Origin of the sequence: Streptomyces sp. NPDC085481 (assembly GCF_044541845.1) — a bacterium.
Lineage (GTDB): Bacteria > Actinomycetota > Actinomycetes > Streptomycetales > Streptomycetaceae > Streptomyces.
Genome location: NZ_JBITTJ010000001.1, coordinates 298,607 through 324,511, shown reverse-complemented (window position 1 = coordinate 324,511; position 25,905 = coordinate 298,607). Strand labels below are relative to the sequence as shown.

At 71.5% G+C, this 25,905-nt stretch carries 22 protein-coding genes; 12 read left to right on the top strand and 10 right to left on the bottom strand.

All coding sequences use genetic code 11. The features are described 5' to 3' along the window. Window positions 1-13 precede the first annotated feature (13 nt). A complete protein-coding gene (locus tag ACIGEZ_RS01525) occupies window positions 14-1,072 on the top strand; it encodes a DivIVA domain-containing protein (protein WP_399824565.1) in 1,059 nt (352 codons plus the stop codon). Between the two features lie 153 nt (window positions 1,073-1,225). Here ACIGEZ_RS01525 and ileS read toward each other — a convergent pair whose 3' ends face one another. Next, window positions 1,226-4,369 (bottom strand): isoleucine--tRNA ligase, encoded by a 3,144-nt coding sequence (gene ileS, locus ACIGEZ_RS01520; RefSeq protein ID WP_399824564.1) that lies wholly within the window; start codon window positions 4,367-4,369, stop codon window positions 1,226-1,228. A 520-nt stretch (window positions 4,370-4,889) separates the two neighbouring features. Then, entirely contained in the window at window positions 4,890-5,201 is a 312-nt protein-coding gene (locus tag ACIGEZ_RS01515; protein ID WP_399824563.1) for a hypothetical protein, read from the bottom strand. Window positions 5,202-5,205: 4 nt separating this feature from the next. Between ACIGEZ_RS01515 and ACIGEZ_RS01510 the strand changes: the two genes are divergently transcribed. The 6 genes from ACIGEZ_RS01510 to ACIGEZ_RS01485 all read left to right on the top strand — a co-directional run bounded on the left by ACIGEZ_RS01510 (window position 5,206) and on the right by ACIGEZ_RS01485 (window position 10,247). Next, the gene (locus tag ACIGEZ_RS01510) at window positions 5,206-5,892 is read left to right on the top strand and encodes a TraR/DksA family transcriptional regulator (protein WP_399824561.1); all 687 of its coding nucleotides are present in this window, start codon (window positions 5,206-5,208) and stop codon (window positions 5,890-5,892) included. Window positions 5,893-5,926: 34 nt separating this feature from the next. After that, the gene (gene lspA / locus ACIGEZ_RS01505) at window positions 5,927-6,508 is read left to right on the top strand and encodes a signal peptidase II (RefSeq protein WP_399824560.1); all 582 of its coding nucleotides are present in this window, start codon (window positions 5,927-5,929) and stop codon (window positions 6,506-6,508) included. 77 nt (window positions 6,509-6,585) lie between these two features. Beyond that, complete coding sequence (locus ACIGEZ_RS01500) at window positions 6,586-7,527, top strand: RluA family pseudouridine synthase (RefSeq protein WP_399824559.1); 942 nt, start codon at window positions 6,586-6,588, stop codon at window positions 7,525-7,527. Continuing rightward, window positions 7,524-8,003, top strand: coding sequence for a GNAT family N-acetyltransferase (locus ACIGEZ_RS01495; RefSeq protein ID WP_399824557.1), 480 nt, complete (start codon window positions 7,524-7,526; stop codon window positions 8,001-8,003). The genes ACIGEZ_RS01500 and ACIGEZ_RS01495 overlap by 4 nt, the downstream gene beginning before the upstream one ends. A 57-nt stretch (window positions 8,004-8,060) precedes the next feature. Then, complete coding sequence (locus ACIGEZ_RS01490) at window positions 8,061-9,647, top strand: Na+/H+ antiporter (RefSeq protein ID WP_399824556.1); 1,587 nt, start codon at window positions 8,061-8,063, stop codon at window positions 9,645-9,647. 30 nt (window positions 9,648-9,677) lie between these two features. Then, window positions 9,678-10,247: a dienelactone hydrolase family protein gene (locus ACIGEZ_RS01485; protein WP_399824554.1), complete on the top strand. Its 570-nt coding sequence runs from the start codon at window positions 9,678-9,680 to the stop codon at window positions 10,245-10,247. A gap of 71 nt (window positions 10,248-10,318) precedes the next feature. On the opposite strand, the gene ACIGEZ_RS01480 is transcribed toward ACIGEZ_RS01485, so the two are convergent. From ACIGEZ_RS01480 to ACIGEZ_RS01460, 5 genes are all read right to left on the bottom strand, one after another. Beyond that, the gene (locus tag ACIGEZ_RS01480; protein WP_399824553.1) at window positions 10,319-11,254 is read right to left on the bottom strand and encodes a zinc metalloprotease; all 936 of its coding nucleotides are present in this window, start codon (window positions 11,252-11,254) and stop codon (window positions 10,319-10,321) included. Between the two features lie 393 nt (window positions 11,255-11,647). Beyond that, entirely contained in the window at window positions 11,648-13,297 is a 1,650-nt protein-coding gene (locus tag ACIGEZ_RS01475; RefSeq protein WP_399824552.1) for an alkaline phosphatase D family protein, read from the bottom strand. Window positions 13,298-13,456: 159 nt separating this feature from the next. Further along, window positions 13,457-14,269: a thioredoxin domain-containing protein gene (locus tag ACIGEZ_RS01470; RefSeq protein WP_399824550.1), complete on the bottom strand. Its 813-nt coding sequence runs from the start codon at window positions 14,267-14,269 to the stop codon at window positions 13,457-13,459. 51 nt (window positions 14,270-14,320) lie between these two features. Further along, the gene (locus ACIGEZ_RS01465) at window positions 14,321-15,034 is read right to left on the bottom strand and encodes a hypothetical protein (RefSeq protein ID WP_399824548.1); all 714 of its coding nucleotides are present in this window, start codon (window positions 15,032-15,034) and stop codon (window positions 14,321-14,323) included. Between the two features lie 81 nt (window positions 15,035-15,115). Further along, window positions 15,116-16,441 (bottom strand): DUF2252 domain-containing protein, encoded by a 1,326-nt coding sequence (locus ACIGEZ_RS01460; RefSeq protein ID WP_399824547.1) that lies wholly within the window; start codon window positions 16,439-16,441, stop codon window positions 15,116-15,118. 249 nt (window positions 16,442-16,690) lie between these two features. Here ACIGEZ_RS01460 and dnaE point away from each other — a divergent pair, with 249 nt between their 5' ends. After that, window positions 16,691-20,233 carry a DNA polymerase III subunit alpha gene (dnaE, locus tag ACIGEZ_RS01455; protein WP_399824546.1) on the top strand — a complete coding sequence of 1,181 codons (3,543 nt, stop codon included), beginning with the start codon at window positions 16,691-16,693 and terminating at the stop codon, window positions 20,231-20,233. 150 nt (window positions 20,234-20,383) lie between these two features. On the opposite strand, the gene ACIGEZ_RS01450 is transcribed toward dnaE, so the two are convergent. Beyond that, window positions 20,384-20,557, bottom strand: a complete 174-nt coding sequence (locus tag ACIGEZ_RS01450; RefSeq protein ID WP_399824544.1) for a hypothetical protein — start codon at window positions 20,555-20,557, stop codon at window positions 20,384-20,386. A 217-nt stretch (window positions 20,558-20,774) separates the two neighbouring features. Here ACIGEZ_RS01450 and ACIGEZ_RS01445 point away from each other — a divergent pair, with 217 nt between their 5' ends. From ACIGEZ_RS01445 to ACIGEZ_RS01430, 4 genes are all read left to right on the top strand, one after another. Next, entirely contained in the window at window positions 20,775-22,070 is a 1,296-nt protein-coding gene (locus tag ACIGEZ_RS01445) for an NYN domain-containing protein (RefSeq protein ID WP_399824542.1), read from the top strand. Window positions 22,071-22,090: 20 nt separating this feature from the next. Continuing rightward, window positions 22,091-23,062, top strand: a complete 972-nt coding sequence (locus ACIGEZ_RS01440; protein WP_399826159.1) for an ABC transporter ATP-binding protein — start codon at window positions 22,091-22,093, stop codon at window positions 23,060-23,062. 67 nt (window positions 23,063-23,129) lie between these two features. Beyond that, entirely contained in the window at window positions 23,130-23,933 is an 804-nt protein-coding gene (locus ACIGEZ_RS01435; protein WP_399826156.1) for an ABC transporter permease, read from the top strand. A 34-nt stretch (window positions 23,934-23,967) separates the two neighbouring features. Beyond that, window positions 23,968-24,597, top strand: coding sequence for a DUF2567 domain-containing protein (locus tag ACIGEZ_RS01430; protein ID WP_399824541.1), 630 nt, complete (start codon window positions 23,968-23,970; stop codon window positions 24,595-24,597). A gap of 52 nt (window positions 24,598-24,649) precedes the next feature. Here the strand turns inward: ACIGEZ_RS01430 and ybaK are convergent, their stop codons facing one another. Both ybaK and ACIGEZ_RS01420 read right to left on the bottom strand, forming a co-directional pair. Next, window positions 24,650-25,147 (bottom strand): Cys-tRNA(Pro) deacylase, encoded by a 498-nt coding sequence (gene ybaK / locus ACIGEZ_RS01425; protein WP_399824539.1) that lies wholly within the window; start codon window positions 25,145-25,147, stop codon window positions 24,650-24,652. A gap of 17 nt (window positions 25,148-25,164) precedes the next feature. After that, window positions 25,165-25,902, bottom strand: coding sequence for an LON peptidase substrate-binding domain-containing protein (locus ACIGEZ_RS01420; RefSeq protein ID WP_399824537.1), 738 nt, complete (start codon window positions 25,900-25,902; stop codon window positions 25,165-25,167). Between the last annotated feature and the right edge of the window lie 3 nt (window positions 25,903-25,905).

Below are 25,905 nucleotides of genomic sequence, written 5' to 3'. Positions count from 1 at the left end.
AGGTGAAGAAGAGATGCCGCTGACCCCCGAGGACGTGCGGAACAAGCAGTTCACGACCGTCCGCCTTCGAGAAGGCTATGACGAGGACGAGGTCGATGCCTTCCTCGACGAGGTCGAAGCAGAACTGACCCGTCTGCTCCGCGAGAACGAGGACCTGCGCGCCAAGCTGGCCGCGGCGACCCGTGCCGCCGCGCAGAACCAGCAGCAGCAGGGCATGCGCAAGCCCCCGGAGCAGCAGGATCGTCCCGTCGGTCCCGGCGCCCCCGTGCCCGCCGCCATATCCGGACCGCCGGTCCAGCAGCAGCCCCCGCAGATGGGTCCGCCGCAGCTGCCGTCCGGTGCCCCTCAGCTTCCCGCGGGTCCCATGCAGGGCGGGCCCATGGGCCCCGGCCCGATGCAGGGCGGCCCGATGGGTCCCGGCCCGATGCAGGGCGGCCCCATGGGTCACCCGCAGCAGCAGCCGATGCAGCAGATGCAGCCGGCCCAGGGCCCGGGTGGCGACAGCGCCGCGCGCGTGCTCTCGCTGGCCCAGCAGACCGCGGACCAGGCGATCGCGGAGGCCCGTTCCGAGGCCAACAAGATCGTCGGCGAGGCGCGCTCGCGCGCCGAGGGCCTGGAGCGGGACGCCCGCGCCAAGGCCGACGCCCTGGAGCGGGACGCGCAGGAGAAGCACCGCGTCGCGATGGGCTCCCTGGAGTCCGCGCGGGCGACCCTCGAGCGCAAGGTCGAGGACCTGCGGGGCTTCGAGCGTGAGTACCGGACCCGCCTGAAGTCGTACCTGGAGTCGCAGCTGCGTCAGCTGGAGACCCAGGCCGACGACTCGCTGGCCCCGCCGCGCACTCCGGCGGCCGCGTCGCTCCCGCCGTCCCCCTCGATGGCCTCGGCCGGTGCGGGCGCCCCGTCGTTCGGCGGCAACGGCACGATGGGCGGCGCCCCGTCGTACGGCGGCCAGCAGCAGATGTCCCCGGCGATGACCCAGCCGATGGCTCCGGTCCGTCCGCAGGCTCCGCAGCCGATGCAGCAGGCGCCGGCGCCGATGCGCGGCTTTCTGATCGACGAGGACGACAACTGACGGCGCCGACCCCCACGCGCTGAGCGCGTAGCCGTCGGCGGCAGTCTCAAGGGCCGGGCCCTGGGTGATCCCAGGGCCCGGCCCTTTTGCGTGGCTGCGGGGGTACGAGGAAGGGCCCGGCACACCAAGGTGCCGGGCCCTTCCTCGTCCTGCTTACGCCTTGCGGAGGCGGAAGGCGAGGGACAGGCCCTCGTCCTCGAAGGGGGTGCCGTACGTGTCGTCGGCGGCGCCCTCCGCGTAGTCCGTCGCCAGGACCTCGTCGGCGATCAGGGACGCGTGGGCGGCGAGGGCCTCCGCCGTCTCCGGCGAGGTGGCCGTCCAGCGCAGGGCGATGCGGTCCGCCACGTCGAGGCCGCTGTTCTTGCGGGCCTCCTGGATCAGCCGGATCGCGTCACGGGCCAGGCCCGCCTTGCGGAGCTCCGGAGTGATCTCCAGGTCGAGGGCGACCGTCGCACCCGCGTCGGAGGCGACCGACCAGCCCTCCCGCGGGGTCTCCGTGATGATGACCTCCTCCGGGGTGAGGGTGATCGACTCGCCGTTCACCTCCAGCGTCGCCTCGCCCGAGCGCAGGGCCAGGGACAGGGCCGCCGCGTCCGCGGCCGCCACCGCCTTCGCCACGTCCTGCACGCCCTTGCCGAAGCGCTTGCCGAGCGCCCGGAAGTTCGCCTTCGCCGTGGTGTCGACCAGCGAGCCGCCGACCTCCGAGAGGGAGGCGAGCGAGGAGACGTTCAGCTCCTCCGTGATCTGGGCCTGGAGCTCCTCGGAGAGGGCCGCGAAGCCCGCCGCCGCCACGAGCGCCCGCGAGAGCGGCTGGCGGGTCTTCACGCCCGACTCGGCGCGCGTCGCGCGGCCCAGCTCGACCAGGCGGCGGACCAGGAGCATCTGCTCGGACAGGACGCCGTCGATCAGCGCCGCGTCCGCCTCCGGCCAGGTGGAGAGGTGGACCGACTCCGGAGCGTCCGGGGCGACCGGGACGACCAGGTCCTGCCACACCCGCTCGGTGATGAACGGGGTGAGCGGGGCCATCAGCCGCGTGACCGTCTCGATCACCTCGTGCAGGGTCCGCAGCGCCGCCTTGTCGCCCTGCCAGAACCGGCGCCGGGAGCGCCGCACGTACCAGTTGGAGAGGTCGTCGACGAAGGCCGAGAGGAGCTTGCCGGCCCGCTGCGTGTCGTACGCCTCCATCGCCTCGGTGACCCCGGCGACCAGCGTGTGCAGCTCGGACAGGAGCCACTTGTCGAGGACCGAGCGCTCCGCCGGCGCCGGGTCGGCCGCCGACGGGGCCCAGCCCGACGTACGGGCGTACAGCGCCTGGAAGGCGACCGTGTTCCAGTACGTGAGGAGGGTCTTGCGGACGACCTCCTGGATCGTGCCGTGGCCCACCCGGCGGGCCGCCCACGGCGAGCCGCCGGCCGCCATGAACCAGCGCACCGCGTCCGCGCCGTGCTGGTCCATCAGCGGGATCGGCTGCAGGATGTTGCCCAGGTGCTTGGACATCTTGCGGCCGTCCTCGGCGAGGATGTGGCCCAGGCAGACCACGTTCTCGTACGAGGACTTGTCGAACACCAGAGTGCCGACCGCCATCAGCGTATAGAACCAGCCGCGGGTCTGGTCGATCGCCTCGGAGATGAACTGCGCCGGGTAGCGGCTCTCGAAGAGCTCCTTGTTCTGGTACGGGTAGCCGTACTGCGCGAACGGCATCGAGCCCGAGTCGTACCAGGCGTCGATGACCTCGGGCACCCGGGTCGCGGTCTTCCCGCAGCCCTCGGCGGGGCAGGCGAAGGTGACGGCGTCGATGTACGGGCGGTGCGGGTCCAGGTCCGACTGGTCCGTGCCGGTCAGCGTGGACAGCTCCGCGCGCGAGCCGACGCACGTCAGGTGGTCGTCCTCGCAGCGCCAGATGGGCAGCGGGGTGCCCCAGTAGCGGTTGCGGGAGAGCGCCCAGTCGATGTTGTTGTTCAGCCAGTCGCCGAAGCGGCCGTGCTTGACCGAGTCCGGGAACCAGTTCGTCTTCTCGTTCTCCTCGAGAAGCCGGTCCTTGACGGCGGTCGTACGGATGTACCAGGACGGCTGCGCGTAGTAGAGCAGCGCCGTGTGGCAGCGCCAGCAGTGCGGGTAGCTGTGCTCGTACGGGATGTGCCGGTAGAGCAGGCCGCGCGCGTCCAGGTCGGCGGTCAGCTGCTCGTCGGCCTTCTTGAAGAAGACGCCGCCGACCAGCGGCACGTCCTCCTCGAAGGTGCCGTCCGGGCGGACCGGGTTCACGACAGGCAGGCCGTAGGCGCGGCAGACCTTGAGGTCGTCCTCACCGAAGGCGGGGGACTGGTGGACCAGACCCGTGCCGTCCTCGGTCGTCACGTACTCGGCGTTGACGACGTAGTGGGCGGGCTCGGGGAACTCGACGAGCTCGAAGGGGCGCTGGTAGGTCCAGCGCTCCATCTCGGCGCCGGTGAAGGACTCGCCGGTGGTCACCCAGCCCTCGCCGAGCGCCTTCTCCAGGAGCGGCTCGGCGACGACCAGCCTCTCGTCGCCGTCCGTGGCGACCACGTAGGTCACCTCGGGGTGGGCGGCGACGGCCGTGTTGGACACCAGGGTCCAGGGGGTGGTCGTCCAGACGAGGAGCGCGGCCTTGCCGGCGAGCGGGCCCGAGGTCAGCGGGAAGCGCACGTACACGGAGGGGTCGACGACCGTCTCGTAGCCCTGCGCGAGCTCGTGGTCGGACAGGCCGGTGCCGCAGCGCGGGCACCAGGGGGCGACGCGGTGGTCCTGGACGAGCAGGTCCTTGTCGAAGATCTGCTTCAGCGACCACCAGACCGACTCGATGTACGAGGGGTCCATGGTCCGGTACGCGTCGTCGAGGTCGACCCAGTAGCCCATCCGGGTCGTGAGCTCGGCGAAGGCGTCGGTGTGGCGGGTCACGGACTCGCGGCACTTGGCGTTGAACTCGGCGATGCCGTACGCCTCGATGTCCTTCTTGCCGGAGAAGCCGAGCTCCTTCTCGACGGCGAGCTCGACGGGCAGGCCGTGGCAGTCCCAGCCGGCCTTGCGGGCCACGTGGTAGCCGCGCATGGTGCGGAAGCGGGGGAAGACGTCCTTGAAGACGCGGGCCTCGATGTGGTGGGCGCCGGGCATGCCGTTGGCGGTGGGCGGACCCTCGTAGAACACCCACTCGGGGCGTCCTTCGGACTGCTCCAGGGTCTTGGCGAAGACCTTGTTGTCCTGCCAGAAGTCGAGCACGGCGTGCTCGAGTGCGGGCAGGTCGACCTGGGCGGGCACCTGGCGGTATTGCGGCGGCGTCATGTTGCGAGCTCCTCCGGCGGATGATCCTCGTTCCGTCCGGAGGGACGAGAGCGCTGCTCCCGCGGTACCACCCTCCTTGGCCCCGGACGCGGACGCCCTGAGCCCCCTCATTGGGGTCGCGACGCCGGGTCTAGTCGCCGCGGCCGACCGCGGCTTTCTTCCGGCAGCTCCGGGGTGATGCTTCACATCGGGCTCGCCCCCGGGCTCTCACCGTCCCCGGGTCGCTCATGGCTGCGTACGACGCTACTCGTCCCCATCCAAGCCTTTCGCTCCGGCCAGTGTACGGGGCGGGGAGGCGGTCGGCCGACCGAATTCCCGGTGACCCGAATGGCCACACGGGCGGCGCAGAGTCGGACTTCGGCCAAGTGGGGGACGGCCGGGACGGATAACCGGCCGAGGAGCTGGGCACAACGGAGGCAGGCTCGCTCCGAAGGGCGCCGGGGCGGGCGTGAAGGGCGGCGTGCCCCGTTGCCGCGGGCCGTGGGCCGATTTATCGTCCCAGCACGATTCGCGAGCAAGATCACAAAATGTGAAGGGGCCGCGACATGGTGGCGAAGAAGACCGCCGCGAGGAAGACGACGGCCGCGAGAAAACCGGCCGCGGACACGTCCGCGCCCGCTGGGAAGGCGCCCGCGAAGAAGGCGAACGCCACGAAGGCGAACACCACGAAGGCGAACGCCACGAAGGCGCCGGCGAACAAGGCGCCCGCCAAGAAGGTGCCCGCGAAAAAGGCACCCGCGAAAAGGGCGCCTGCGAAGAAGGCGCCCGCGAAAAGCGCACCCGCGAAGAAGGCGCCCGCCAGGAAGGCGCCCGGGGAAAAGGCGGCCGCCACGAAGGTGCTCGCGAACGAGGCGCCCGCCGAGAAGGCGGCGGAAGCGGTGGCCCCCGCGGAGAAGACCTCCGCCGCGAAGGCGCCGGCCAAGAAGACGGCCAAGAGCGCGACGACCGCCGGGAGCGCGAAGACCGCGAAAACCGCCAAGACCGCCAAGACCGCCAAGGCGGCGAAGAGCGCCAGGACCACGAAGACCGCGACCAAGAAGACAGGAGCCAGGACGGTGGCAGCGAAGAAGACCGCGGGTGGGGTCACCACGGCCGCGAGCGACGCCGCGGTGCCCCAGGCCCGTACCGGCGAGCTCGCCGTACGCCCCGGCGAGGAGCCGTGGACCGAGCAGGAGGTCGACGAGGCCCGCAACCTGCTCATGTCGGAGGTGCTGCGGCTGCGCAGCGAGCTCACCCACTCGCAGGAGGAGCTCACCGGTCTGATGCGCGACTCCGGCGACGGCGCGGGCGACGACCAGGCCGACACCGGCACCAAGAACATCACGCGGGAGCACGAGCTGGCCCTGGCCGCCAACGCCCGCGAGATGCTGGAGCAGAGCGAGCACGCCCTGGAACGGCTCGAGGCGGGCACGTACGGTCTGTGCGAGGTCTGCGGCAAGCCGATCGGCAAGGCCAGGATGCAGGCGTTCCCCCGGGCCACCCTCTGTGTGGAGGACAAGCAGAAGCAGGAGCGGCGCGGCTGACGCGGTCGCGGGAGTGTGCCGTACCCTCGTGCACATGGCAGAGGCGGAGAGCGTCATCGGTACGCCGGATTCAGGTGCGACGGATTCAGCAGGGGCCGACGAGACGGCCGTCCCCGAGGAGCGTCCGAAGGGCAGGCGGCGGATCGTCGCCCTGTTCGTCGTGGCCGTACTCGCCTACCTTCTCGACCTCGGCAGCAAGATGCTCGTGGTCGAGAAGCTGGAGGGGCACGCGCCGATCCAGGTGATCGGTGATCTGCTGCGCTTCGAGGCCATCCGCAACGCCGGTGCCGCCTTCGGCATCGGCGAGGCCTTCACGATCATCTTCACGGTGATCGCGACCGCGGTCATCGCGGTGATCGTCCGCCTGGCGCGCAAGCTCTACAGCCTGCCCTGGGCCATCGCGCTCGGCCTGCTGCTCGGCGGCGCGCTCGGCAACCTGACCGACCGGATCTTCCGCTCGCCCGGTGTCTTCGAGGGGGCGGTCGTCGACTTCATCGCGCCCGCCCACTTCGCCGTCTTCAACCTCGCCGACTCGGCGATCGTCTGCGGCGGCATCCTCATCGTGATCCTCTCCTTCCGGGGCCTGGACCCGGACGGCACGGTCCACAAGGACTGAGCTCGGGGCCCGGCTCCGGACCGGGCCGCGGAGGTGCTCCAGGACGGAGCACCTCCGACACAAGGCATACTCGACGGGTGAGTACGAGTCCCGAGATCCGCACGCTGCCCGTTCCCGACGGCCTGGAGGGCGAGCGCGTCGACGCCGCCATCGCCCGTATGTTCGGGTTCTCCCGTACCAAGGCGGCGGAGCTGGCCGCCGCAGGCAAGGTCCTGGTCGACGGCGCCGTCGTCGGCAAGTCCGAGCGGGTCAGCGGGGGTGCGTGGCTCGAGGTCGAGATGCCCGGCACGGCCGCTCCGGTCCAGATCGTGGCCGAGCCCGTGGAGGGCATGGAGATCGTCCACGACGACGACGACATCGTCGTGATCATGAAGCCGGTCGGCGTGGCCGCCCACCCGAGCCCCGGCTGGACCGGCACCACGGTGATCGGCGGCCTCGCCGCCGCCGGCTACCGGATCTCCACCTCCGGCGCCGCCGAGCGCCAGGGGATCGTGCACCGCCTCGACGTCGGCACCTCCGGTCTGATGGTGGTGGCGAAGTCGGAGTACGCGTACACGTCGCTGAAGCGCCAGTTCAAGGAGCGCACGGTCGACAAGCGCTACCACGCCCTGGTGCAGGGCCACCCGGACCCGCTGAGCGGCACCATCGACGCCCCCATCGGCCGGCACCCCCACCACGACTACAAGTGGGCCGTCACCGCCGACGGCAAGGCGTCCGTGACCCACTACGACCTGATCGAGGCGTACCGGGCGGCCTCGCTGCTCGACATCAAGCTGGAGACGGGCCGCACCCACCAGATCCGGGTGCACATGTCCGCTCACCGCCACCCCTGCGTCGGCGACCTCACCTACGGCGCCGACCCGACCATGGCCAAGCGCCTCGGCCTGACCCGGCAGTGGCTGCACGCGGTGCGGCTCGGCTTCGAGCACCCCGGTGACGGCCAGTGGGTCGAGTTCGCCAGCACCTACCCGGCGGACCTGCAGACCGCACTCGACCGGATCGCGGCGGAGAGCCGATGAGCACCGCCGAGGCCGTGTCGTACGAGGTGCGCGAGGCCGTCGGCCAGGACGACCGCGAGGCCTGCTTCGCCGTGCGCCACGAGGTCTTCGTCCAGGAGCAGGGCGTCCCGCGGGAGATCGAGTACGACACGTACGACGAGACCGCCGTGCACGTGCTCGCGATCCGCGGGGACGGCGTGCCGCTGGGCACCGGGCGGCTGCTGCACGGCGCGGACGCGGCCGGCAAGACCGGTGGCGACGCCTCGGTGGGCTCCCTCGGGCGGCTCGCGGTCGCCCAGGCGGCCCGCGGTCTCGGGGTGGGCGCGGCGCTGGTGAGGGCCATCGAGGACGCGGCCCGCGCCCGCGGGCTCGCCGCCGTCGACCTGCACGCGCAGACCCACGCCCTCGGCTTCTACGAGCGGCTCGGCTACGAGGCGTACGGCCCCGAGTTCCCGGACGCGGGCATTCCGCACCGGGCGATGCGCCGCCCGCTCTGATCCGTACGCCACGGGGGCAATCGCTGCCAAACCGGACGTACGTGGCAGGGTGAGCCCGTGGATCAATTGGCCCTGTTGTTCCTGCTGCTCCTCGGTGCCGTGCTGACCGTGCCCCTCGGGGACCGGCTCGGGCTACCGGCACCCGTCCTGATGACCCTCGTCGGGATCGCGCTGGCCTTCCTGCCCTTCGTGCCCGACGTCGACATCCCGCCCGAGTACATCCTGCCGCTGGTGCTGCCGCCACTGCTCTACGCCACCGCGCAGCGCACCTCCTGGCGGCAGTTCGCGGCCAACCGGCGGCCGATCTTCCTGCTCGCGGTGGCCCTGGTCTTCGTCACCACGGCCGCCGTCGGGGCGGTCGCCGACGCGCTCGTGCCCGGCATCCCGCTGGCCGCCGCGCTCGCCCTCGGCGCCCTGGTGGCGCCGCCCGACCCGGTCGCGGCGACCGCCGTGGCGGGCTCCCTCGGGCTGCCCAGGCGCCTGGTGTCGATCCTGGAGGGCGAGGGCCTGTTCAACGACGTCACGGCCATCGTGCTCTACCACGTGGCGATCACCGCGGTGGTCACCGGTTCCTTCTCCTGGCCCGACGCGCTCGGCGAGCTCGTCCTGTCGGCCGTGGTCGCCGTGGTCGTCGGCCTCGCCCTCGGCTGGGTCACCAACAGGCTGATGGGCGCGCTCGGCGACCCCACCCTCCAGACCGGGCTCACCCTGCTCGTCCCGTTCGTCTCCTACGTGCTCGCCGAGGAGTTGCACGGCTCCGGCGTCCTCGCGGTCCTGGTCACCGCGCTCTTCCTGGCCGAGCACGCGACCGACGCCGACGACGTGATGGGGCGGCTGGCCGGGCAGACCTTCTGGGAGGTCGTCGACACCCTGGTCACCGGCATCGCCTTCGGGCTCATCGGCCTGGAGCTCGTGCACGTCTTCGGCGTCGCCGAGGGGCGCGGCGGGCAGATGCTCGGCTGGGGCGCGGCCGTCGTCGGGGTGGTGGTCGCCGTCCGGCTCGTCTGGCTGCTGCCGGCGACCTGGCTCGCGAAGCGGCTGCACACCCGGCGCGACTACGCCGAGGAGATCCCGGTGAGCTGGCGGGAGACCGTCGTCATGTGGTGGTCCGGGATGCGCGGCGTGGCCTCGGTGGCGCTCGCCCTCGCCATCCCGCTGCGTACGGACGACGGGTCGCCCTTCCCCGGCCGGGACGAGATCGTCTTCATCGCCTTCTGCGTGATCATCGGCACCCTGGTGATCCAGGGGCTCACCCTGCCCTGGCTGGTGCACCGGCTCGGGGTGCAGGCCGACGCGGACGCCGAGCAGGCCTTCGAGCGGGAGCTGGCCATCCGGGCGGCGAAGGCCGCCAAGCGCCGGCTGAAGGAGATCGAGGAGACCGAGGAGCTGCCCGAGGAGGTCTCCGAGCGGCTACAGCGCGGGGCCTTCGACATCGGGGCGCGGATCAGCCCGGACATGGTCGACGAGGAGCGGCGGGCGGCGTTCACGGAGCGGGTGGAGCGGGTGAAGCAGGTCCACCGGATCCAGCGGGAGCTGATGTCGGCGGCCCGCCACGCGGTGCTTTCGGCGCGAAGCGAGCCCGGCGCCGACCCGGAGGTGGTGGACAGGGTGCTGCGGCACCTGGACGTGCGCAGCATGCGCTGAGGGGTTTCGAGCAGGTGGCAGGATGGCCGCATGGACATCATGCTTTTCCACTCGGTCTACGGGATGCGCCCCGCCGTGGCGGCCGCGGCCGAGCGGCTCCGGGCCGCCGGGCACCAGGTCTGGACGCCGGACCTCTTCGGGGGCCGCACCGCCGGCACGGTCGAGGAGGGCATGGTGCTCAGGGACGAGATCGGCAAGGACGAGCTGCTGAAGCGGGCGGTGCTCGCCGCCGCGCCCCACTCGGAGCGCGGCCTGGTCTACGTGGGCTTCTCGTTCGGGGCCTCGGTGGCGCAGACGCTGGCGCTCGGGGACGAGAAGGCGCGCGGGCTGCTGCTGCTCCACGGCACCTCGGACATCGCCGAGTCGGCCTCGGTGGACGACCTGCCGGTGCAGCTGCACGTGGCCGAGCCCGATCCGTTCGAGACGGACGACTGGCTGTCGGCCTGGTACCTGCAGATGCGCAAGGCCGGGGCGGACGTGGAGGTCTACCGCTACCGGGGCGCGGGTCACCTGTACACCGACCCGGAGCTGCCGGACTGGGACGCGGAGGCGGCGGAGCGGACCTGGTCGGTGGCGCTGTCGTTCCTCGACAGCCTGTAGAGCGCGGCACGAACGGGGTGTGGCCCCCGGGGAGTTCCCCGGGGGCCACACCGCTGTCCACGGACGATCCGTCAGCCGCGGTACGCGGTCCAGGAGTCGTTCATGCGGGTCACCTGGCCCGCGGTGAACTGGTACATGCAGGAGTCGTACGTGTAGTCCATGAAGTTGTGGATCGGGTCCACACCGGTCTTGTTGGTGCAGGAGTCACGGCCGGTCGGGCACTCGAAGGCCGCGCTCTTCTCGGCCGGGGTGTCGCTGACGGAGTCGCCGGAGCCGCTGCAGCCGCCCTGGAAGGTGTGGTAGAGGCCCATCCAGTGGCCGACCTCGTGGGTGGCCGTGTCGCCCTCGTTGTAGTTGGCGGCCGAGCCGCCGGGCAGCGAGGAGTCGAGGACGACGACGCCGTCCATCGCCGGGTTGGACGCGTAGGAGGACGGGAAGGTCGCCCAGCCGAGCAGGCCGCCGCTGAGGTTGGCGGTGTAGAAGTTCAGCGCGCCGGCGCCGCCCTTGCGGAGGGTCTGCTTCATCTGCTTCTCGGCGGTGGAGCCGTCGGCCAGGTTGTACCAGCTCGCGTTGTCCGTGTAGTCGGTTCCGGCCAGGGTGAACTGGAAGCCCGTGTTCACGTTGCCGGTGCCCTGGCCGCCGTACGCGGCGTTGAGGACGGCCATCTGCTTGCTGATGTCGGTGGCGGTGAGCTTGCCCGTCGTGCCGCTGTGGATGACGTGGAAGTAGACGGGGATGCTGACCGCGGTGGCGCCGGCCGCCGCGGAGACGCGGGCGCCGGAGACGCGGGCCTCGCTGACTCTCTTCTTCAGGTCCGCGTCCATGGCCTTGGCCTGGGCGGCGGTGACCTCGTTGGGCTCGGCCTTGGTGGCGCTGCCCTTGGCCTTGCGGGCGCCGGAGAGGGCGGACGCGTCGTCCGCGCACTTCTCGGCGGAGGCCAGGGTGTTGGTGGTGGCCGGGGTCGCCGCCGGGGCGGAGAGGGGGGCCAGGGCCAGGGTTCCGGCCATGACCGCAGTGCCGAGCATACGACGTGACATACGCGGCGATATACGAACAAGAGCACGCACGGGTGACTCCTCGCGGGGGGTTGTGGAGAGGTACTTCCTCGCCACTGGCCGGGAGATTACGCGTCCATGTCAGACATCGTTGAGGATTGATCAAGCCCAATCATTCGCAGGGCAAATCGGGTCATCGGGAAGAAAAAATTGCGCCGATTCCGGAGTTTGAGACGTGGACGTAACAGGAGAGACGACAAAGGCGGGTGGTGTGTCCGGTTTCGATCGCCCGAACTCGCCACCCGCCGTAGCCATGTGATCTTCCGTTAACGCGAGTGATCATGGCTGAAAATCGTCGCTACGGTGTCGTTACTTCGTCACCTCGTCACCTCGTCACGTCGTCGCTCAGCGCACCGGCTGGTACACCCGCTCGACGCGCTGCGTTCCGTTGAGCGTCCGGTACGAGCGCGCCCAGGCCGCCGTCGCGTTCACGTCCGCCCGGTCGGAGAGGGTGTAGTAGTCCATCTGCGAGCGCTCGGCCGTCACGTCGAGCACGCCGTAGCCGTGGTGGTCCATGTCCACCCACTTCACATGGCGGTTGGCCGCCTTGATCGCGCCGGCGGCCACCACCGAGAGCGTGTTCGGCGCCACGTGCAGCAGGTCGTCCAGGTTGTCCGAGGTCACCGAGGTCACCACGAACTCCGTCGCGGCCGAGGCCGACAGCGGGTACGTCGCCGCCTTGGAGGGCACGTCGTTGGCCCAGGCCATGTGGATGTCGCCGGTCAGGAAGACCGTGTTGCGGATGCCCCGGTCCGTCAGGTGCTTCAGCAGCTCCTTGCGGTCGTCCGTGTAGCCGTCCCACTGGTCGACGTTGATCGCGATGCCCTCCTTGGGCAGCCCGAGCAACTCGGCCAGCGGACCGAGCAGATCGGCCGGGAGCGCGCCGAAGGCCACCGGCGAGATCATCACCGAGGTACCCACCAGCTGCCAGGTCGCGTCCGAGGCCGCGAGCCCCGACTTCAGCCAGTCCAGCTGCGCGCGGCCGGTGAGGGAGCGCTCCGGGTCGTCCACCTTGCCGCTGCCCACGCCCGCCTGCTGCGAGCGGAACGAGCGCAGGTCGAGCAGGTGCAGATCGGCCAGCTTGCCGAAGCGCAGCCGCCGGAAGACGGTGCCCTCGGTCGAGGTGCGCACCGGCATCCACTCGAAGTACGCCTGCTTGGCGGCCGCCACCCGGTCCGCCCAGGCGCCCTCGGCGCCCGGGGTGTGGTTCTCGGCCCCGCCCGACCAGGCGTCGTTGGCGAACTCGTGGTCGTCCCAGATGGCCACCACCGGGTGCGCCGCGTGCAGCGCCTTGAGGTCGGCGTCCGTCTTGTACTTGCCGTGCCGGGTGCGGTAGTCGGCGAGCGAGACGATCTCGTGGGCCGGCTCGTGCTGCCGGACGACGTACTTCGCCTCCGGGTAGCCGCCGCTCTGGTACTCGTAGATGTAGTCGCCGAGGTGGAGGATCGCGTCCAGGTCGGTGCGGGCGGCGAGGTGGCGGTAGGCGGAGAAGTAGCCGGCCTCCCAGTTGGCGCAGGAGACCACGCCGAAGCGGACGCCGGGAGCGGTCGCGTCGGCGGCGGGAGCGGTGCGGGTGCGGCCCGTGGGGGAGACGGTCTGGCCGGCGGCGAACCGGAACCAGTAGGCGGTGGCCGGGCGCAGACCGCGGACGTCCGCCTTCACGGTGTGGTCGGAGGCGGCGGTGGCGACGGACGTGCCGTCGGCCACGATCCGGGTGAAGCCGCGGTCTTCGGCCAGCTCCCAGCGGACCGTGACATCGGGTCCCTTGCCGGAGCCCGGCACGGCGTCGGGGGTGGGGGTGACGCGCGTCCAGAGCAGGACGCCGTCGGGCAACGGGTCGCCCGAGGCGACACCATGCAGGAAGGCGGGTTCCGCGGCGTCCGCGAGCGCGGGCGAGGCGGCGGCCGCCAGTGCCGGGGCCGCGACGGCCGACACGGCGGCGGCCTTCACGAGCGTGCGGCGACTGGGGGCTGATATGAGGTTACGACTGGTCACGGGCCGTCAGATTACCGACTGGTACGGCCAATCGGCAGAGGTGCGCACAATGTTCGCCGACTCTTCGGCCGGGCGTCGAGAAGCGGCGGCCCCCGTTCCGCCGGGGCGCGGCGGAACGGGGGCCGAAATCAGCCGGAAGGACCCGAGAGAGGCTGGGCCCTACTTCAGCACCTTGGCGAGGGCGGTGTTGAACGCGTCCACCGTCAGCGGCGGGTTTTCGCTGCCCTCGGCGGTCAGCGTCTTGCCGTCCATCTTCAGCGTCGGCGTGCCCCGGACACCGCTCTCGTCGAAGGCCTTCGACATCTTCATCGCCCAGGCGTCGAAGGTGCCGTCCTCGACGTTCTTCTTGAACTCGGCGTTGCCCTTCAGGGCCGGCACGGAGTCCGCCACCTCCAGGAGATAGGAGTCCTTGGCGAACTTGTCCTGGCTCTCCTCCGGGTGGAACTGTGTCGAGTACAGCGCCGACTTGTACTTCAGGAAGGCCTCGGGGCTCACGTTCAGTGCCGCGCCGAGGGCCGACAGGGCGTTCTTCGAGCCCTCGCCCTGGTCGGAGTTGTCGATGAAGGTCGCGCCGACGTACTTGATCTTGTACTTGCCGTCGGCGACGTCCTTGTCCACCGTGGCGCCCACGCCCTGCTCGAAGGTCGCGCACACCGGGCAGCGCGAGTCCTCGTACAGCTCCAGGGTCTTCTTCGCCTCGGGCTTGCCGACGACGACCGTGGTGCCGTTCTCGCCCTCGGTGTTCTTCGGCGCCTTGATGCTCTTCGCGTCGGCCGCCGCCTCCCACTGGGTGGGCTTGCCGGCCTGGACGACGGCGTAGCCGATGCCGCCGGCGACCGCGAGGACGGCGACGGCCGACACCGCGACGATCACCTGACGGCGGGCCTTGTCCTTCTTGGCCTGGCGCTCCCGCTCGATCTTCAGCCGCTCGCGGGCGGCCGCCTTGTTCTCCTGGCTGTTGCGCTTGCTCATGGAAATGATCTCCGTACGTGAAGAAGGGAAAGGGCAGGACTGCGTGCTTGCTCAGACGAGGGCGGGCGAGGGCGCGAAGAAGCGCCGCACGCCCGCGCAGCACGGCGGTCCACGCCGTCCCACGGAGTGCACGAGCAGACGGGTCCGCGACCGGCGCGGCCGGTCCACGGGATGCCCACCGCGCCGCGGGGCCGACCCCGAGGCGCGGAAGAAGGCCGCCACCACGAGCAGCGGCCGGAAGGCGAAGGCGACGGCTGCCCGGAGCAGCCGGGCGAGCGCCCGCTCCCCGCCGCGCAGCCAGGAGGCCGCCGAGAGCCCGACCGCCACATGGGCGGCGAGCAGCAGCCAGGGCACGGCCGGATCGGGCGAGCTCAGCAGGGCCGTCGCGGTCCCGCTCCCCGGGGCCGCCACACCCGGCAGCGGCAGGCCGAGGGCGCCACCGCACAGCACGTCCACGCCGACCGCGCGCAGCGAACCGGCGACCGGGCCGCCGGCGGGGCCGTAACAAGCCGCCTGACCGCTGGTGAAGAGCGTGTCGGCGGCCAGCTCCAGCGGGACGAGCAGCCCGGCGATGGGGGCGAAGCCGCGCTCACGGCCGGCCAGGACGAACGCCACGGCGAAGACGCCGGCCGCGACCGGGACGACCGTCCCGAGCGGCAGCGGCACCCCGGACAGCAGGACATGCGAGGCCACGGACAGCGCCACGACCAGTGTCGTGAAGAACGCCGCCCGGAGGGCTCTCAGCTGGGTGCTTGCCATGTCCATCGCCGTGGAAGTGTGCCATGCCCGGCCGTAAGGCGTCCCTAAGGGCGTCCTGTGAGCCGCACCAGGCGCCCCGCGCCTGCCCTACAACCCCGGAATCCGGCCGTTGCGGAACAGGTCCACGAAGATCTGGTGGTCGGCCCGGGCCCGCGCCCCGTACGCGTGCGCGAAGTCGACCAGGAGCTCGGCGAAGCCCTCCTCGTCGGCCGCGATGGCCGCGTCGATGGCCCGCTCCGTGGAGAACGGCACCAGCGAGTGGCCGCTGGAGTCGTCCGCCGCGGCGTGCATCGTCGCCGTCGCCCGGCCCAGGTCGGCGACGGTCGCCGCGATGTCCTGCGGATCGTCGATGTCCGACCAGTCCAGGTCCACCGCGTACGGCGAGACCTCCGCCACCAGCTGCCCGGCACCGTCCAGCTCCGTCCAGCCCAGCCACGGGTCGGCGTGCGCCTGGAGCGCCCGCTGGGAGATGACCGTGCGGTGGCCCTCGTGCTGGAAGTACTCCCGTACCGCCGCGTCCGTCACATGGCGCGACACCGCCGGAGTCTGGGCCTGCTTCAGGTAGATGACGACGTCGTTCTCCAGGGCGTCGCTGTTGCCCTCCAGGAGGATGTTGTACGAGGGGAGGCCGGCCGAGCCGATGCCGATCCCGCGCCGGCCGACGACGTCCTTCACCCGGTACGAGTCCGGGCGGGCCAGGCTCGCCTCCGGCAGCGTCTCCAGGTAGCCGTCGAAGGCGGCGAGCACCTTGTAGCGGTCGGCCGCGTCCAGCTCGATCGAGCCGCCGCCCGCGGTGAAGCGGCGCTCGAACTCGCGGATCTCGGTCATCGAGTCGAGCAGGCCGAAGCGGGTCAGCGCACGGGCCTCGCGCAGCGCGCCGAGCAGGGCGCCGTCGGCGGTCTCCAGGGTGAAGCCGGGCGCCTCGTCGCTCTTCGCGCCGGTCGCGAGGGCGTGGATCCGCTCCCGATAGGCGGCGGCGAGGATCCGTACCAGGTGGCTGATCTGCTCGTCGCTCAGCGCCTTGGCGTAGCCGATCAGTGCCAGGGAGGCGGCCAGGCGCTTGAGGTCCCAGGTGAAGGGGCCGACGTACGCCTCGTCGAAGTCGTTGACGTTGAAGATCAGCCGGCCGTTGGCGTCCATGTAGGTGCCGAAGTTCTCGGCGTGCAGATCGCCGTGGATCCACACCCGGCCGGTCCGCTCGTCCAGGTACGGGCCGCCGTGGGCCTCGCGCTCCAGGTCCTTGTAGAACAGGCAGGCGGTCCCGCGGTAGAAGGCGAAGGCGGAACCGGCCATCTTGCGGAACTTGACCTTGAAGGCGGCCGGGTCGGCGGCGAGCAGCTCGCCGAAGGCGGTGTCGAAGACGGCGAGGATCTGCTCACCGCGCTCGGCGGCGGTGGGCTGGGGGACCGACATCGAAGGGGCCTCCTGGTGCGGGGCGCGGCGCGCGGGCGACGCGGGGTATGGCTGGAAATTGTGCATGACAAATGGGACAGGTGTTCTCTGTCTTCCAACGCGCGACGGTACTCCCGAGTGCCCGTCCGCCGCCCGGCCACCACCCGTCATCGAGGGGCGTGGCCCCCGCTGCGTCCTTCTCCGCGTTGTCAGTGCAGCGTCGTAGACTTCCACGCTGTCCCCCCAGAAGTTCACAGGAGGCTCCCCACCGTGACCAGGCCGCCCTTCACGCACCTCCACGTCCACACCCAGTACTCCCTGCTGGACGGTGCCGCGCGGCTGAAGGACATGTTCAACGCGTGCAACGAGATGGGCATGACCCATATCGCCATGTCCGACCACGGCAACCTGCACGGTGCGTACGACTTCTTCCACTCGGCCAAGAAGGCCGGTGTGACGCCGATCATCGGCATCGAGGCCTATGTCGCCCCCGAGTCCCGCCGCAACAAGCGGAAGATCCAGTGGGGCCAGCCGCACCAGAAGAGGGACGACGTCTCCGGTTCCGGCGGCTACACCCACAAGACCATCTGGGCGGCCAACTCCACCGGTCTGCACAACCTCTTCCGGCTGTCCTCCGACGCCTACGCCGAGGGCTGGCTCCAGAAGTGGCCCCGGATGGACAAGGAGACCATCTCCCAGTGGTCGGAGGGCCTGATCGCCTCCACCGGCTGCCCCTCCGGCGAGCTGCAGACCCGGCTGCGCCTCGGCCAGTTCGACGAGGCCCTGAAGTCCGCCTCCGAGTACCAGGACATCTTCGGCAAGGACCGGTACTTCCTGGAGCTCATGGACCACGGCATCGAGATCGAGCGCCGGGTCCGCGACGGACTCCTGGAGATCGGCAAGAAGCTCGGCATCCCGCCGCTGGTCACCAACGACTCGCACTACACCTACGCGCACGAGGCCACCGCCCACGACGCGCTGCTGTGCATCCAGACCGGCAAGAACCTCTCCGACCCGGACCGCTTCAAGTTCGACGGCACCGGCTACTACCTGAAGTCCACGGACGAGATGTACGCCGTCGACTCCTCGGACGCCTGGCAGGAGGGGTGCCGCAACACCCTCCTGGTCGCCGAGCAGATCGACACCACCGGCATGTTCGAGCCGCGCGACCTCATGCCGAAGTTCGACATCCCGGAAGAGGGCTACACCAACACCACCTGGTTCAAGGAGGAGGTGCGGCGCGGCATGGCCCGCCGCTACCCCGGAGGCGTCCCCGAGGACCGGCAGAAGCAGGCCGAGTACGAGATGGACGTCATCATCCAGATGGGGTTCCCGGGCTACTTCCTCGTCGTCGCCGACTTCATCATGTGGGCGAAGAACAACGGCATCGCGGTCGGCCCCGGCCGTGGCTCCGCCGCCGGTTCGATCGTCGCCTACGCCATGGGCATCACCGACCTCGACCCGATCGAGCACGGACTGATCTTCGAGCGGTTCCTCAACCCCGAGCGCGTCTCCATGCCCGATGTCGACATCGACTTCGACGAGCGTCGGCGCGTCGAGGTGATCCGGTACGTGACCGAGAAGTACGGCGCCGACAAGGTCGCCATGATCGGCACGTACGGAAAGATCAAGGCGAAGAACGCCATCAAGGACTCCGCCCGCGTCCTCGGCTACCCGTACGCCATGGGTGACCGGCTCACGAAGGCGATGCCGGCCGACGTCCTCGGCAAGGGCATCGACCTCAACGGCATCACCGACCCCTCGCACCCGCGCTACAGCGAGGCCGGCGAGATCCGGGCGATGTACGAGAACGAGCCGGACGTGAAGAAGGTCATCGACACCGCCAAGGGTGTGGAGGGCCTTGTCCGGCAGATGGGTGTGCACGCGGCCGGCGTGATCATGTCCAGCGAGCCCATCGTCGACCACGCCCCGATCTGGGTGCGGCACACCGATGGCGTGACCATCACGCAGTGGGACTACCCGCAGTGCGAGTCGCTCGGCCTGATCAAGATGGACTTCCTGGGCCTGCGGAACCTCACGATCATGGACGACGCCGTCAAGATGGTGAAGGCCAACAAGGGGGTCGACCTCGACCTCCTGGCCATCCCGCTGGACGACCCCAAGACGTACGAACTGCTCTGCCGGGGTGACACGCTCGGCGTCTTCCAGTTCGACGGCGGCCCCATGCGCTCGCTGCTGCGCCTGATGAAACCCGACAACTTCGAGGACATCTCCGCCGTCTCGGCCCTCTACCGGCCGGGCCCGATGGGCATGAACTCGCACACGAACTACGCCCTGCGCAAGAACAAGCAGCAGGAGATCACTCCGATCCACCCGGAGCTGGAGGAGCCCCTCCGGGAGGTCCTCGACGTCACCTACGGCCTGATCGTGTACCAGGAGCAGGTGCAGAAGGCCGCCCAGATCATCGCCGGGTACTCCCTCGGCGAGGCCGACATCCTCCGCCGCGTGATGGGCAAGAAGAAGCCCGAGGAGCTGGCGAAGAACTTCACCATCTTCCAGGAGGGCGCCCGAGGCCGGGGCTACAGCGACGAGGCGATCCAGGCCCTGTGGGACGTCCTGGTGCCGTTCGCCGGCTACGCCTTCAACAAGGCGCACTCCTCCGCGTACGGCCTGGTCACGTACTGGACGGCGTACCTCAAGGCGAACTACCCGGCCGAGTACATGGCCGGACTGCTGACCTCGGTCAAGGACGACAAGGACAAGTCCGCGGTCTATCTGAACGAGTGCCGCCGCATGGGCATCAAGGTCCTGCCGCCGAACGTCAACGAGTCCGAGTCGAACTTCGCCGCCCAGGGCGACGACGTGATCCTCTTCGGCCTCTCCGCCGTCCGCAACGTCGGCGCCAACGTCGTCGAGTCGGTCATCAGGACCCGCAAGAGCAAGGGCAAGTACAGCTCGTTCCCCGACTTCCTCGACAAGGTCGAGGCCGTGGTCTGCAACAAGCGGACCGTCGAGTCGCTGATCAAGGCCGGCGCCTTCGACACCATGGGCCACACCCGCAAGGGCCTCGTCGCCCAGCACGAGCCCATGATCGACACCGTGGTGGCGGTCAAGCGCAAGGAGGCCGAGGGCCAGTTCGACCTCTTCGGCGGCATGGGCGAGGAGGACAGCAGCGAGCCCGGCTTCGGCCTCGACGTCGAGTTCGGCGACATCGAGTGGGAGAAGTCCTACCTGCTCGCCCAGGAGCGCGAGATGCTCGGCCTCTACGTCTCCGACCACCCGCTCTTCGGTCTCGAGCACGTGCTCTCCGACAAGACCGACGCCGGCATCTCCCAGCTCACCGGCGGCGAGCACGCCGACGGCGCGGTCGTCACCATCGGCGGCATCATCTCCGGCCTCCAGCGGAAGATGACCAAGCAGGGCAACGCCTGGGCCATCGCCACCGTCGAGGACCTGGCCGGCTCCATCGAGTGCATGTTCTTCCCGGCGACCTACCAGCTGGTCTCGACCCAGCTGGTCGAGGACGCGGTCGTCTTCGTCAAGGGCCGGCTCGACAAGCGCGAGGACATCCCGCGTCTGGTCGCCATGGAGCTGATGGTCCCCGACCTGTCCAACGCGGGCACCAACGCGCCGGTGGTCCTCACCATCCCGACGGTCAAGGTGACCCCGCCGATGATCAGCCGGCTCGGCGAGATCCTGAAGCACCACAAGGGAAACACCGAGGTCCGCATCAAGCTCCAGGGGCCGCGCTCGACCACCGTGCTCCGCCTCGACCGGCACCGGGTGCAGCCCGACCCGGCGCTCTTCGGCGACCTGAAGGTGCTCCTCGGCCCGTCCTGCCTGGCCGGATAGCCCGTACGCCGGCCCGCTCGGCCCGTACGCCGGCCCGCTCGGCCCGTACGCCGGCCCGCTCGGCCCGTACGCGGGCCCGCTCGGCCGGACAGCCCGCACGCGCAAGGGGCGCGCCCGTCGTCACGGGCGCGCCCCTTTGCCGTGGGCTCGTCAGTTGTGGCCGAACCGCTTCTGCCGACCCTTGCGGGCCATGTCACCCGGCGTGACCTGGGTGGCGCGCTGCTCTGCCTGGGACTCCATCGACGACGCCTGCGCCTGCTGGGCGCCGCGCTCGGCCTGCGAGCCGCGCTGCTGACTGCGGTCCTGCTTCCGGTTCTTGGCCATGGTGATGATGCCTCCTCAAAGGGGTCTGGGGGCCAGGGCCGCTGTCAGACTCACATACGGCAGGAAGCGCCGCATTTTGGATCATTACGGACGGTAATCCCGCCCCGCGCGTGAGATCCGCCACGCCGATGATCCAGTTCCGGACCTCAACCCATCCGCGGTCGGGCAGACTCGGAGCAACCTGGAGCACTTCCGATCCCGAGGTTCCCGAAAGAGGGTGGAACACGTGGACCGCTGCGTCGTCCTGGTGGACGCCGGCTATCTGCTGGGCGCCGCCGCAAGCCTTCTCGCCGGAGAACCGGCCCGCTCACGGATCACCGTCGACCACGCCGCACTCATCCAGCAGCTGCGCGAACGCGCCGAGGCCGACACCGAGCAGCCGCTGCTGCGGATCTACTGGTTCGACGGCGCGCCCGACCGGGTGCCACAGCCCGAGCACCGCCGGCTGCGCGTGATGCCCCGGGTCACCGTCCGGCTCGGCGCGCTGACCCGCAGCGACGGACGCTGGGCGCAGAAGGGCGTCGACGCGGCCATGCACACGGAGCTCACCGAGCTCGCCAGGAACCGCGCCTGCTCCGACATCGTGCTCGTCACCGGTGACGGCGATCTGCTGCCCGGCCTGATGTCCGCCAAGGAGCACGGCGTCGCCGTCCACCTGTGGGCCGTGCAGGCCGCCGACGGCGACTACAACCAGTCCGAGGACCTGGTCGCCGAGGCCGACGAGCGCCGGGTCCTCGACCGGGCCTGGATCACCCGGGCCGTTCGCGCCAAGGACCTCACCGGCCTGTGCGGCACCCCGCCCGTGCCGCGCCCCGAGATCGCCGCGATCCTCTCCGCCCCGCTGCCCGAGTCCGCGCTCGCCGCCTCCGCCGAGCGGGCCGCCGCGGCCGCCGCCCACAACTCCGCGCAGACCGACCCGAACGCCGCCGCACCGTCACCGGCCGCGGGCGGAGTGGAGACGGCCAACGGCAGCACCGTCCCCGCGCCCGCCGCCGGCAAGACCGTCCCCACCCCCAAGGACCTCGCCGCCCTGCGCGGCCCCGCCGCCCCCAGCGCCCCGCACCCGGCCGGCGCGACCCTGCGCTGGTCCTCCGACAAGGGCTGGATCGACCGCCCCGCCGCCCCCCTCGGCGAGCCGGCCGAGACCGCCTTCCTGCCCACCCTCGCCCAGGTCACCAGCGCCGAGCAGCGCTGGGCCGACCGGGAGGAGGACATCACCACCGTCGGCGGCGACCCCTACGAGGTGGGCCAGGTCTTCGCCCGCCGCTGGCTCGACCGGCTCCCCGAGCACGGCCACGTCCACAAGCTCGCCGCCATGTACCCGCGCATCCCGCACCGCATCGACGGCGAACTCCTCCGCTACGCGGCCCGTTTCGGCCTGCTCGCCCACAAGGACGACCAGATCGACGAGCACGACCGGTACGCGATCAGGGCCGGATTCTGGCGCGAGATCGACGTCCACGCCGCCGCCCAACACGCCCCCGCGCCCGAGGAGAGCCGCGGGACCCCGTAGGCTCATCCCTCGTGAGTACGGTGTGCGTGGTGCGGGATCTGGTCAAGACGTACCCCGCCACGCGCGGCAGACGCGGAGCGCCGGCGACCCCCGAGGTGCGGGCCACCGACGGGATCAGCCTCGATGTGCGCGGCGGCGAGATCTTCGGCCTGCTCGGTCCCAACGGCGCCGGCAAGTCCACCCTGGTCCGCCAGCTCACCGGACTCATGCGCCCCGACTCCGGGACCGTCCGGATCCTCGGCCACGACGTGATCCGCCACCCCGAGCGCGCCGCCCGGCTCCTCGCCTACCTCGGCCAGGAGTCCACCGCGCTCGACGAGCTGACCGTGGCCCTGGCCGCCGAGACCACCGCCCGGCTGCGCGGGCTCGGTGCCCGCGAGGCCCGCGCCGGGCGGGACGCCGTACTCGACGAGCTCGGCCTCACCGAGATCGCCGGACGGCCCCTGAAGAAGCTCTCCGGCGGCCAGCGACGGCTCGCCTGCGTCGCCGCCGCCCTCGTCGGCGAGCGGCCCCTCCTCGTCCTCGACGAGCCCACCACCGGCATGGACCCCATCGCCCGCCGGGCCGTCTGGGCGGCCGTCGACCGGCGGCGCGCCGAGCACGGCGCCACCGTGCTGCTCGTCACCCACAACGTCATCGAGGCCGAGACGGTCCTCGACCGGGTCGCCGTCCTCGACCACGGCCGGGTCATCGCCTGCGACACCCCCGCCGGACTCAAGGAACGGGTCGCGGGGGAGGTGCGGGTCGAGCTCGTCTGGCGCGAGCGGCCCCCGCTCGACGTCCCCGAGGTGGCCGCGCTGCGCCCGTCCGCGCAGGAGTCGGGCCGCCGCTGGGTGCTCCGGCTCGCGCCGGACGAGGCACGGGCGGCGGTCGCGGCGGTCACCGGCGGGGCGGCCTTCGCGGCCCTGGACGACTTCACGCTGGCGACGCCGAGCCTGGAGGACGTCTACCTGGCGCTCGGCGGCGAGACCCGGGGACTGGTGAAGGCATGACGTACGACGTGACGTACGAGTCGACCGTCAGGAGCTGTACGAGTTGAGCACCCTGCCCGCCGAGGCCCTGACGGCCACCGCTCTCGGCGATCCGGTCCGCCACGAGGAGGAGGGCGCCGCGCCGCTCGCCCCGCGCGCCCGGCTGCTGCCGGCGCTCGGCGCGGTGTACCGCGCCCAGCTCTCGCGCGCCCGGGTGTCGCGGATCCCGCTGCTCTTCGTGGCGACCTTCCAGTCCGTCGGGATCATGGTCCTGATGCGGGGGGTCGTGGACGGCGGAGCGGAGGCGCGGGCCGTGGTGGCCGGCTCGGCCGTCCTCGTGGTGGCCTTCGTCGCGCTCAACCTGCTCGCCCAGTACTTCGGGCAGCTACGGGCCGGCGGCGGGCTCGACCACTACGCGACGCTGCCGGTGCCGCCCGCGGCCGTGGTGCTGGGCGCGGCGGGGGCGTACGCCTCGTTCACCGTGCCCGGGACGGTGGTGACCGCGGTCACCGGCTCGGTGCTCTTCGGACTGCCGCTCGGCCACCTGTGGATCCTGGCGGCGGTCGTGCCCCTGTCCGGGGCGGCGCTCGCCGGTCTCGGCGCGGCGCTCGGACTCCTCGCCCCCCGGCAGGAACTGGCCACCCTCCTCGGCCAGCTGGGCATGTCGGCGGCGCTGCTGCTCGGCGTCCTGCCGGCCGACCGGCTGCCCGGGCCGATCGGCTGGGCCCGCGACCTGCTGCCTTCCACGTACGGGGTGGAGGCCCTGGCCCGTACCTTCGACCCGCACCCGGACTGGGCGGTGGTCGGCCTCGACCTCGCGGTGTGCGGGGCGGTGGGCGTGGTCTCGCTCGCGGTGGCGACCTGGGCCTACCGCAGGGCGGCGGTCCGCTGAGGCGGCGCACAGCCGCACCTGGCACGATGGCGTGGTGACCGCACCTCTGACTCCGCCCCACCAGCCGCCGCACGACTCCTACTGGCCCGGGCCCGACCCCGCGCTGCCCGCGGCGGACGGGGCCCCCAGCACGATGACCGAGCTGCGGCAGGCCGCCGTGGTGACCGCCGTCTCCGCGGTGGCCGGGGCCCTGCTCGGACTGCTCTGGCTGTGGCTCGCACCGCGGGTCACCCTGGTCTCCGACGGCAAGGCGGTCTTCCTGCGCAACAGCGAGGGGGAGGCGGCGATCGGCATGGACGGAACGTTTGTCCTGCTCGCCCTGGGCTTCGGCGCCGTGGCCGCCGCGCTGGTCTTCCTGATCCACCGCCACGGCGGCGTCGCCCTCGTCCTCGGCCTCGCGGCCGGCGGGGTCCTCGGCTCGCTGCTCGCCTGGGGCACGGGCGTGTGGCTCGGCCCGGAGCGCGATGTCGTCGCCCACGCCAAGGCGGTCGGTCCGAACGTGTTCTTCGAGGCACCGCTCGAACTCAACATGGCGGCCGCGGCGATGCTGGCCTGGCCGGTCGCCGCGATGATCGTCCACCTCGCCCTGACGGCGCTCTTCGGGCCCCGTGACCCGGAGCCGGACGAGGGGCCCTGGCCGCCGGCGCCCACGACAGGGCGGTAGCCCCCGCGGGGCCCGGCAGGGCCTCCGCCCGGGCACATGGCTCCCGCGGGGCTCAGCCGCGGCCGATCGGCGCCAGGACGGCGTCGGTGAGGGCCGCCAGGTCCTGCGGGGCGAGTTCGACCTCCAGGCCGCGGCGGCCCGCGGAGATGCAGATCGTCTCGTGCCCGGAGGCCGAGGCGTCCAGGACCGTGCGCAGCCGCTTGCGCTGGCCCAGCGGCGAGATCCCGCCACGGACGTAGCCCGTCGTGCGCTCCGCCGCCGCCGGGTCCGCCATCGCCGCGCGCTTGCCGCCCACCGCGGAGGCCAGCGCCTTCAGGTCCAGCTGGCCCGCGACCGGGACCACCGCGACCGTCAGCTCGCCGTCCACGTCCGCGACCAGCGTCTTGAACACCCGGTCGGCGGACACACCCAGCGCCTCCGCCGCCTCCTCGCCGTACGAGGGGGTCGCGGGGTCGTGCTCGTAGGCGTGCAGTGTGTACGCGGTGCCGGCCGCCGTCAGGGCCACCGTCGCCGGGGTGCCGCCGCCGTTCTTCTTCTGCTTCTTCGCCACGACGGGCTCCCCTCGGTTCAGTTCGGGCTGGTCGGCGCGCGCGTCAGATCCACCGCGGGCAGGGATGGCAGGTGCCGGAGCACGGCCGTCTCCGAGCGCAGCAGCGACAGCTCCTCGCGCAGCCGGGTCGCCGTGTCCGGCGCCTGCAGCAGCCGCTGCTTGGCCGGGGTGTCGAGCACGGCGGCCGCGGCGACCAGGTACGACACCACCGACGGGTCGTCCGGCAGCTCGCTGGTGGTCAGCGAGCGCTCCCGCGCGCCCGCGAGCCGCTTCTGATAGGCCCGGAAGGCCCGCAGCACGCCCTCGGCCAGCGTGCCCGCCTCGTCGCCCTGCTCCTCGGGGATCTCCTCGACCTCGGCCGTCAGGTACGGGCCGCTCGCGTCGACCGACAGCAGCTTCACCCGGGTCGTGCCGGTGGCCATCACCTCGAAGCCACCGTCCGCCCGCTCCCGGATCGAGGCCGCGTCGGCGATGCAGCCGACCCGGTGGAAGGCCTGAAGGGGGTCGGGGCCGAAGCCGGCCGCGGGGCCCTTCTCCGGCAGCGCCGTCTGGTCCGGCAGCCCGGGGGCGGTCGGGGCGACCTCACGGCCGTCGCGGATCGCCACGACAGCGAACCGCCGCGGCTCGGAGTCGTCGATCTTCAGCAACTCGCGCATCATGGCGCGATAACGCTCCTCGAAGACGTTCAGGGGCAGCACGAGGCCCGGGAACAGCACCGCGTTGAGCGGAAAGAGAGGCAGGCTGGCGGAGGTCACAGC

Coding starts and splice junctions, on each gene's coding strand:
- ACIGEZ_RS01525 (WP_399824565.1), top strand. CDS start 14: ATGCCGCTGACCCCCGAGGACGTGCGGAACAAGCAGTTCACGACCGTC.
- ileS (WP_399824564.1), bottom strand. CDS start 4,369: ATGACGCCGCCGCAATACCGCCAGGTGCCCGCCCAGGTCGACCTGCCC.
- lspA (WP_399824560.1), top strand. CDS start 5,927: ATGGCAGAGGCGGAGAGCGTCATCGGTACGCCGGATTCAGGTGCGACG.
- ACIGEZ_RS01495 (WP_399824557.1), top strand. CDS start 7,524: ATGAGCACCGCCGAGGCCGTGTCGTACGAGGTGCGCGAGGCCGTCGGC.
- ACIGEZ_RS01485 (WP_399824554.1), top strand. CDS start 9,678: ATGGACATCATGCTTTTCCACTCGGTCTACGGGATGCGCCCCGCCGTG.
- ACIGEZ_RS01480 (WP_399824553.1), bottom strand. CDS start 11,254: ATGGCCGGAACCCTGGCCCTGGCCCCCCTCTCCGCCCCGGCGGCGACC.
- ACIGEZ_RS01470 (WP_399824550.1), bottom strand. CDS start 14,269: ATGAGCAAGCGCAACAGCCAGGAGAACAAGGCGGCCGCCCGCGAGCGG.
- ACIGEZ_RS01465 (WP_399824548.1), bottom strand. CDS start 15,034: ATGGACATGGCAAGCACCCAGCTGAGAGCCCTCCGGGCGGCGTTCTTC.
- ACIGEZ_RS01460 (WP_399824547.1), bottom strand. CDS start 16,441: ATGTCGGTCCCCCAGCCCACCGCCGCCGAGCGCGGTGAGCAGATCCTC.
- ACIGEZ_RS01450 (WP_399824544.1), bottom strand. CDS start 20,557: ATGGCCAAGAACCGGAAGCAGGACCGCAGTCAGCAGCGCGGCTCGCAG.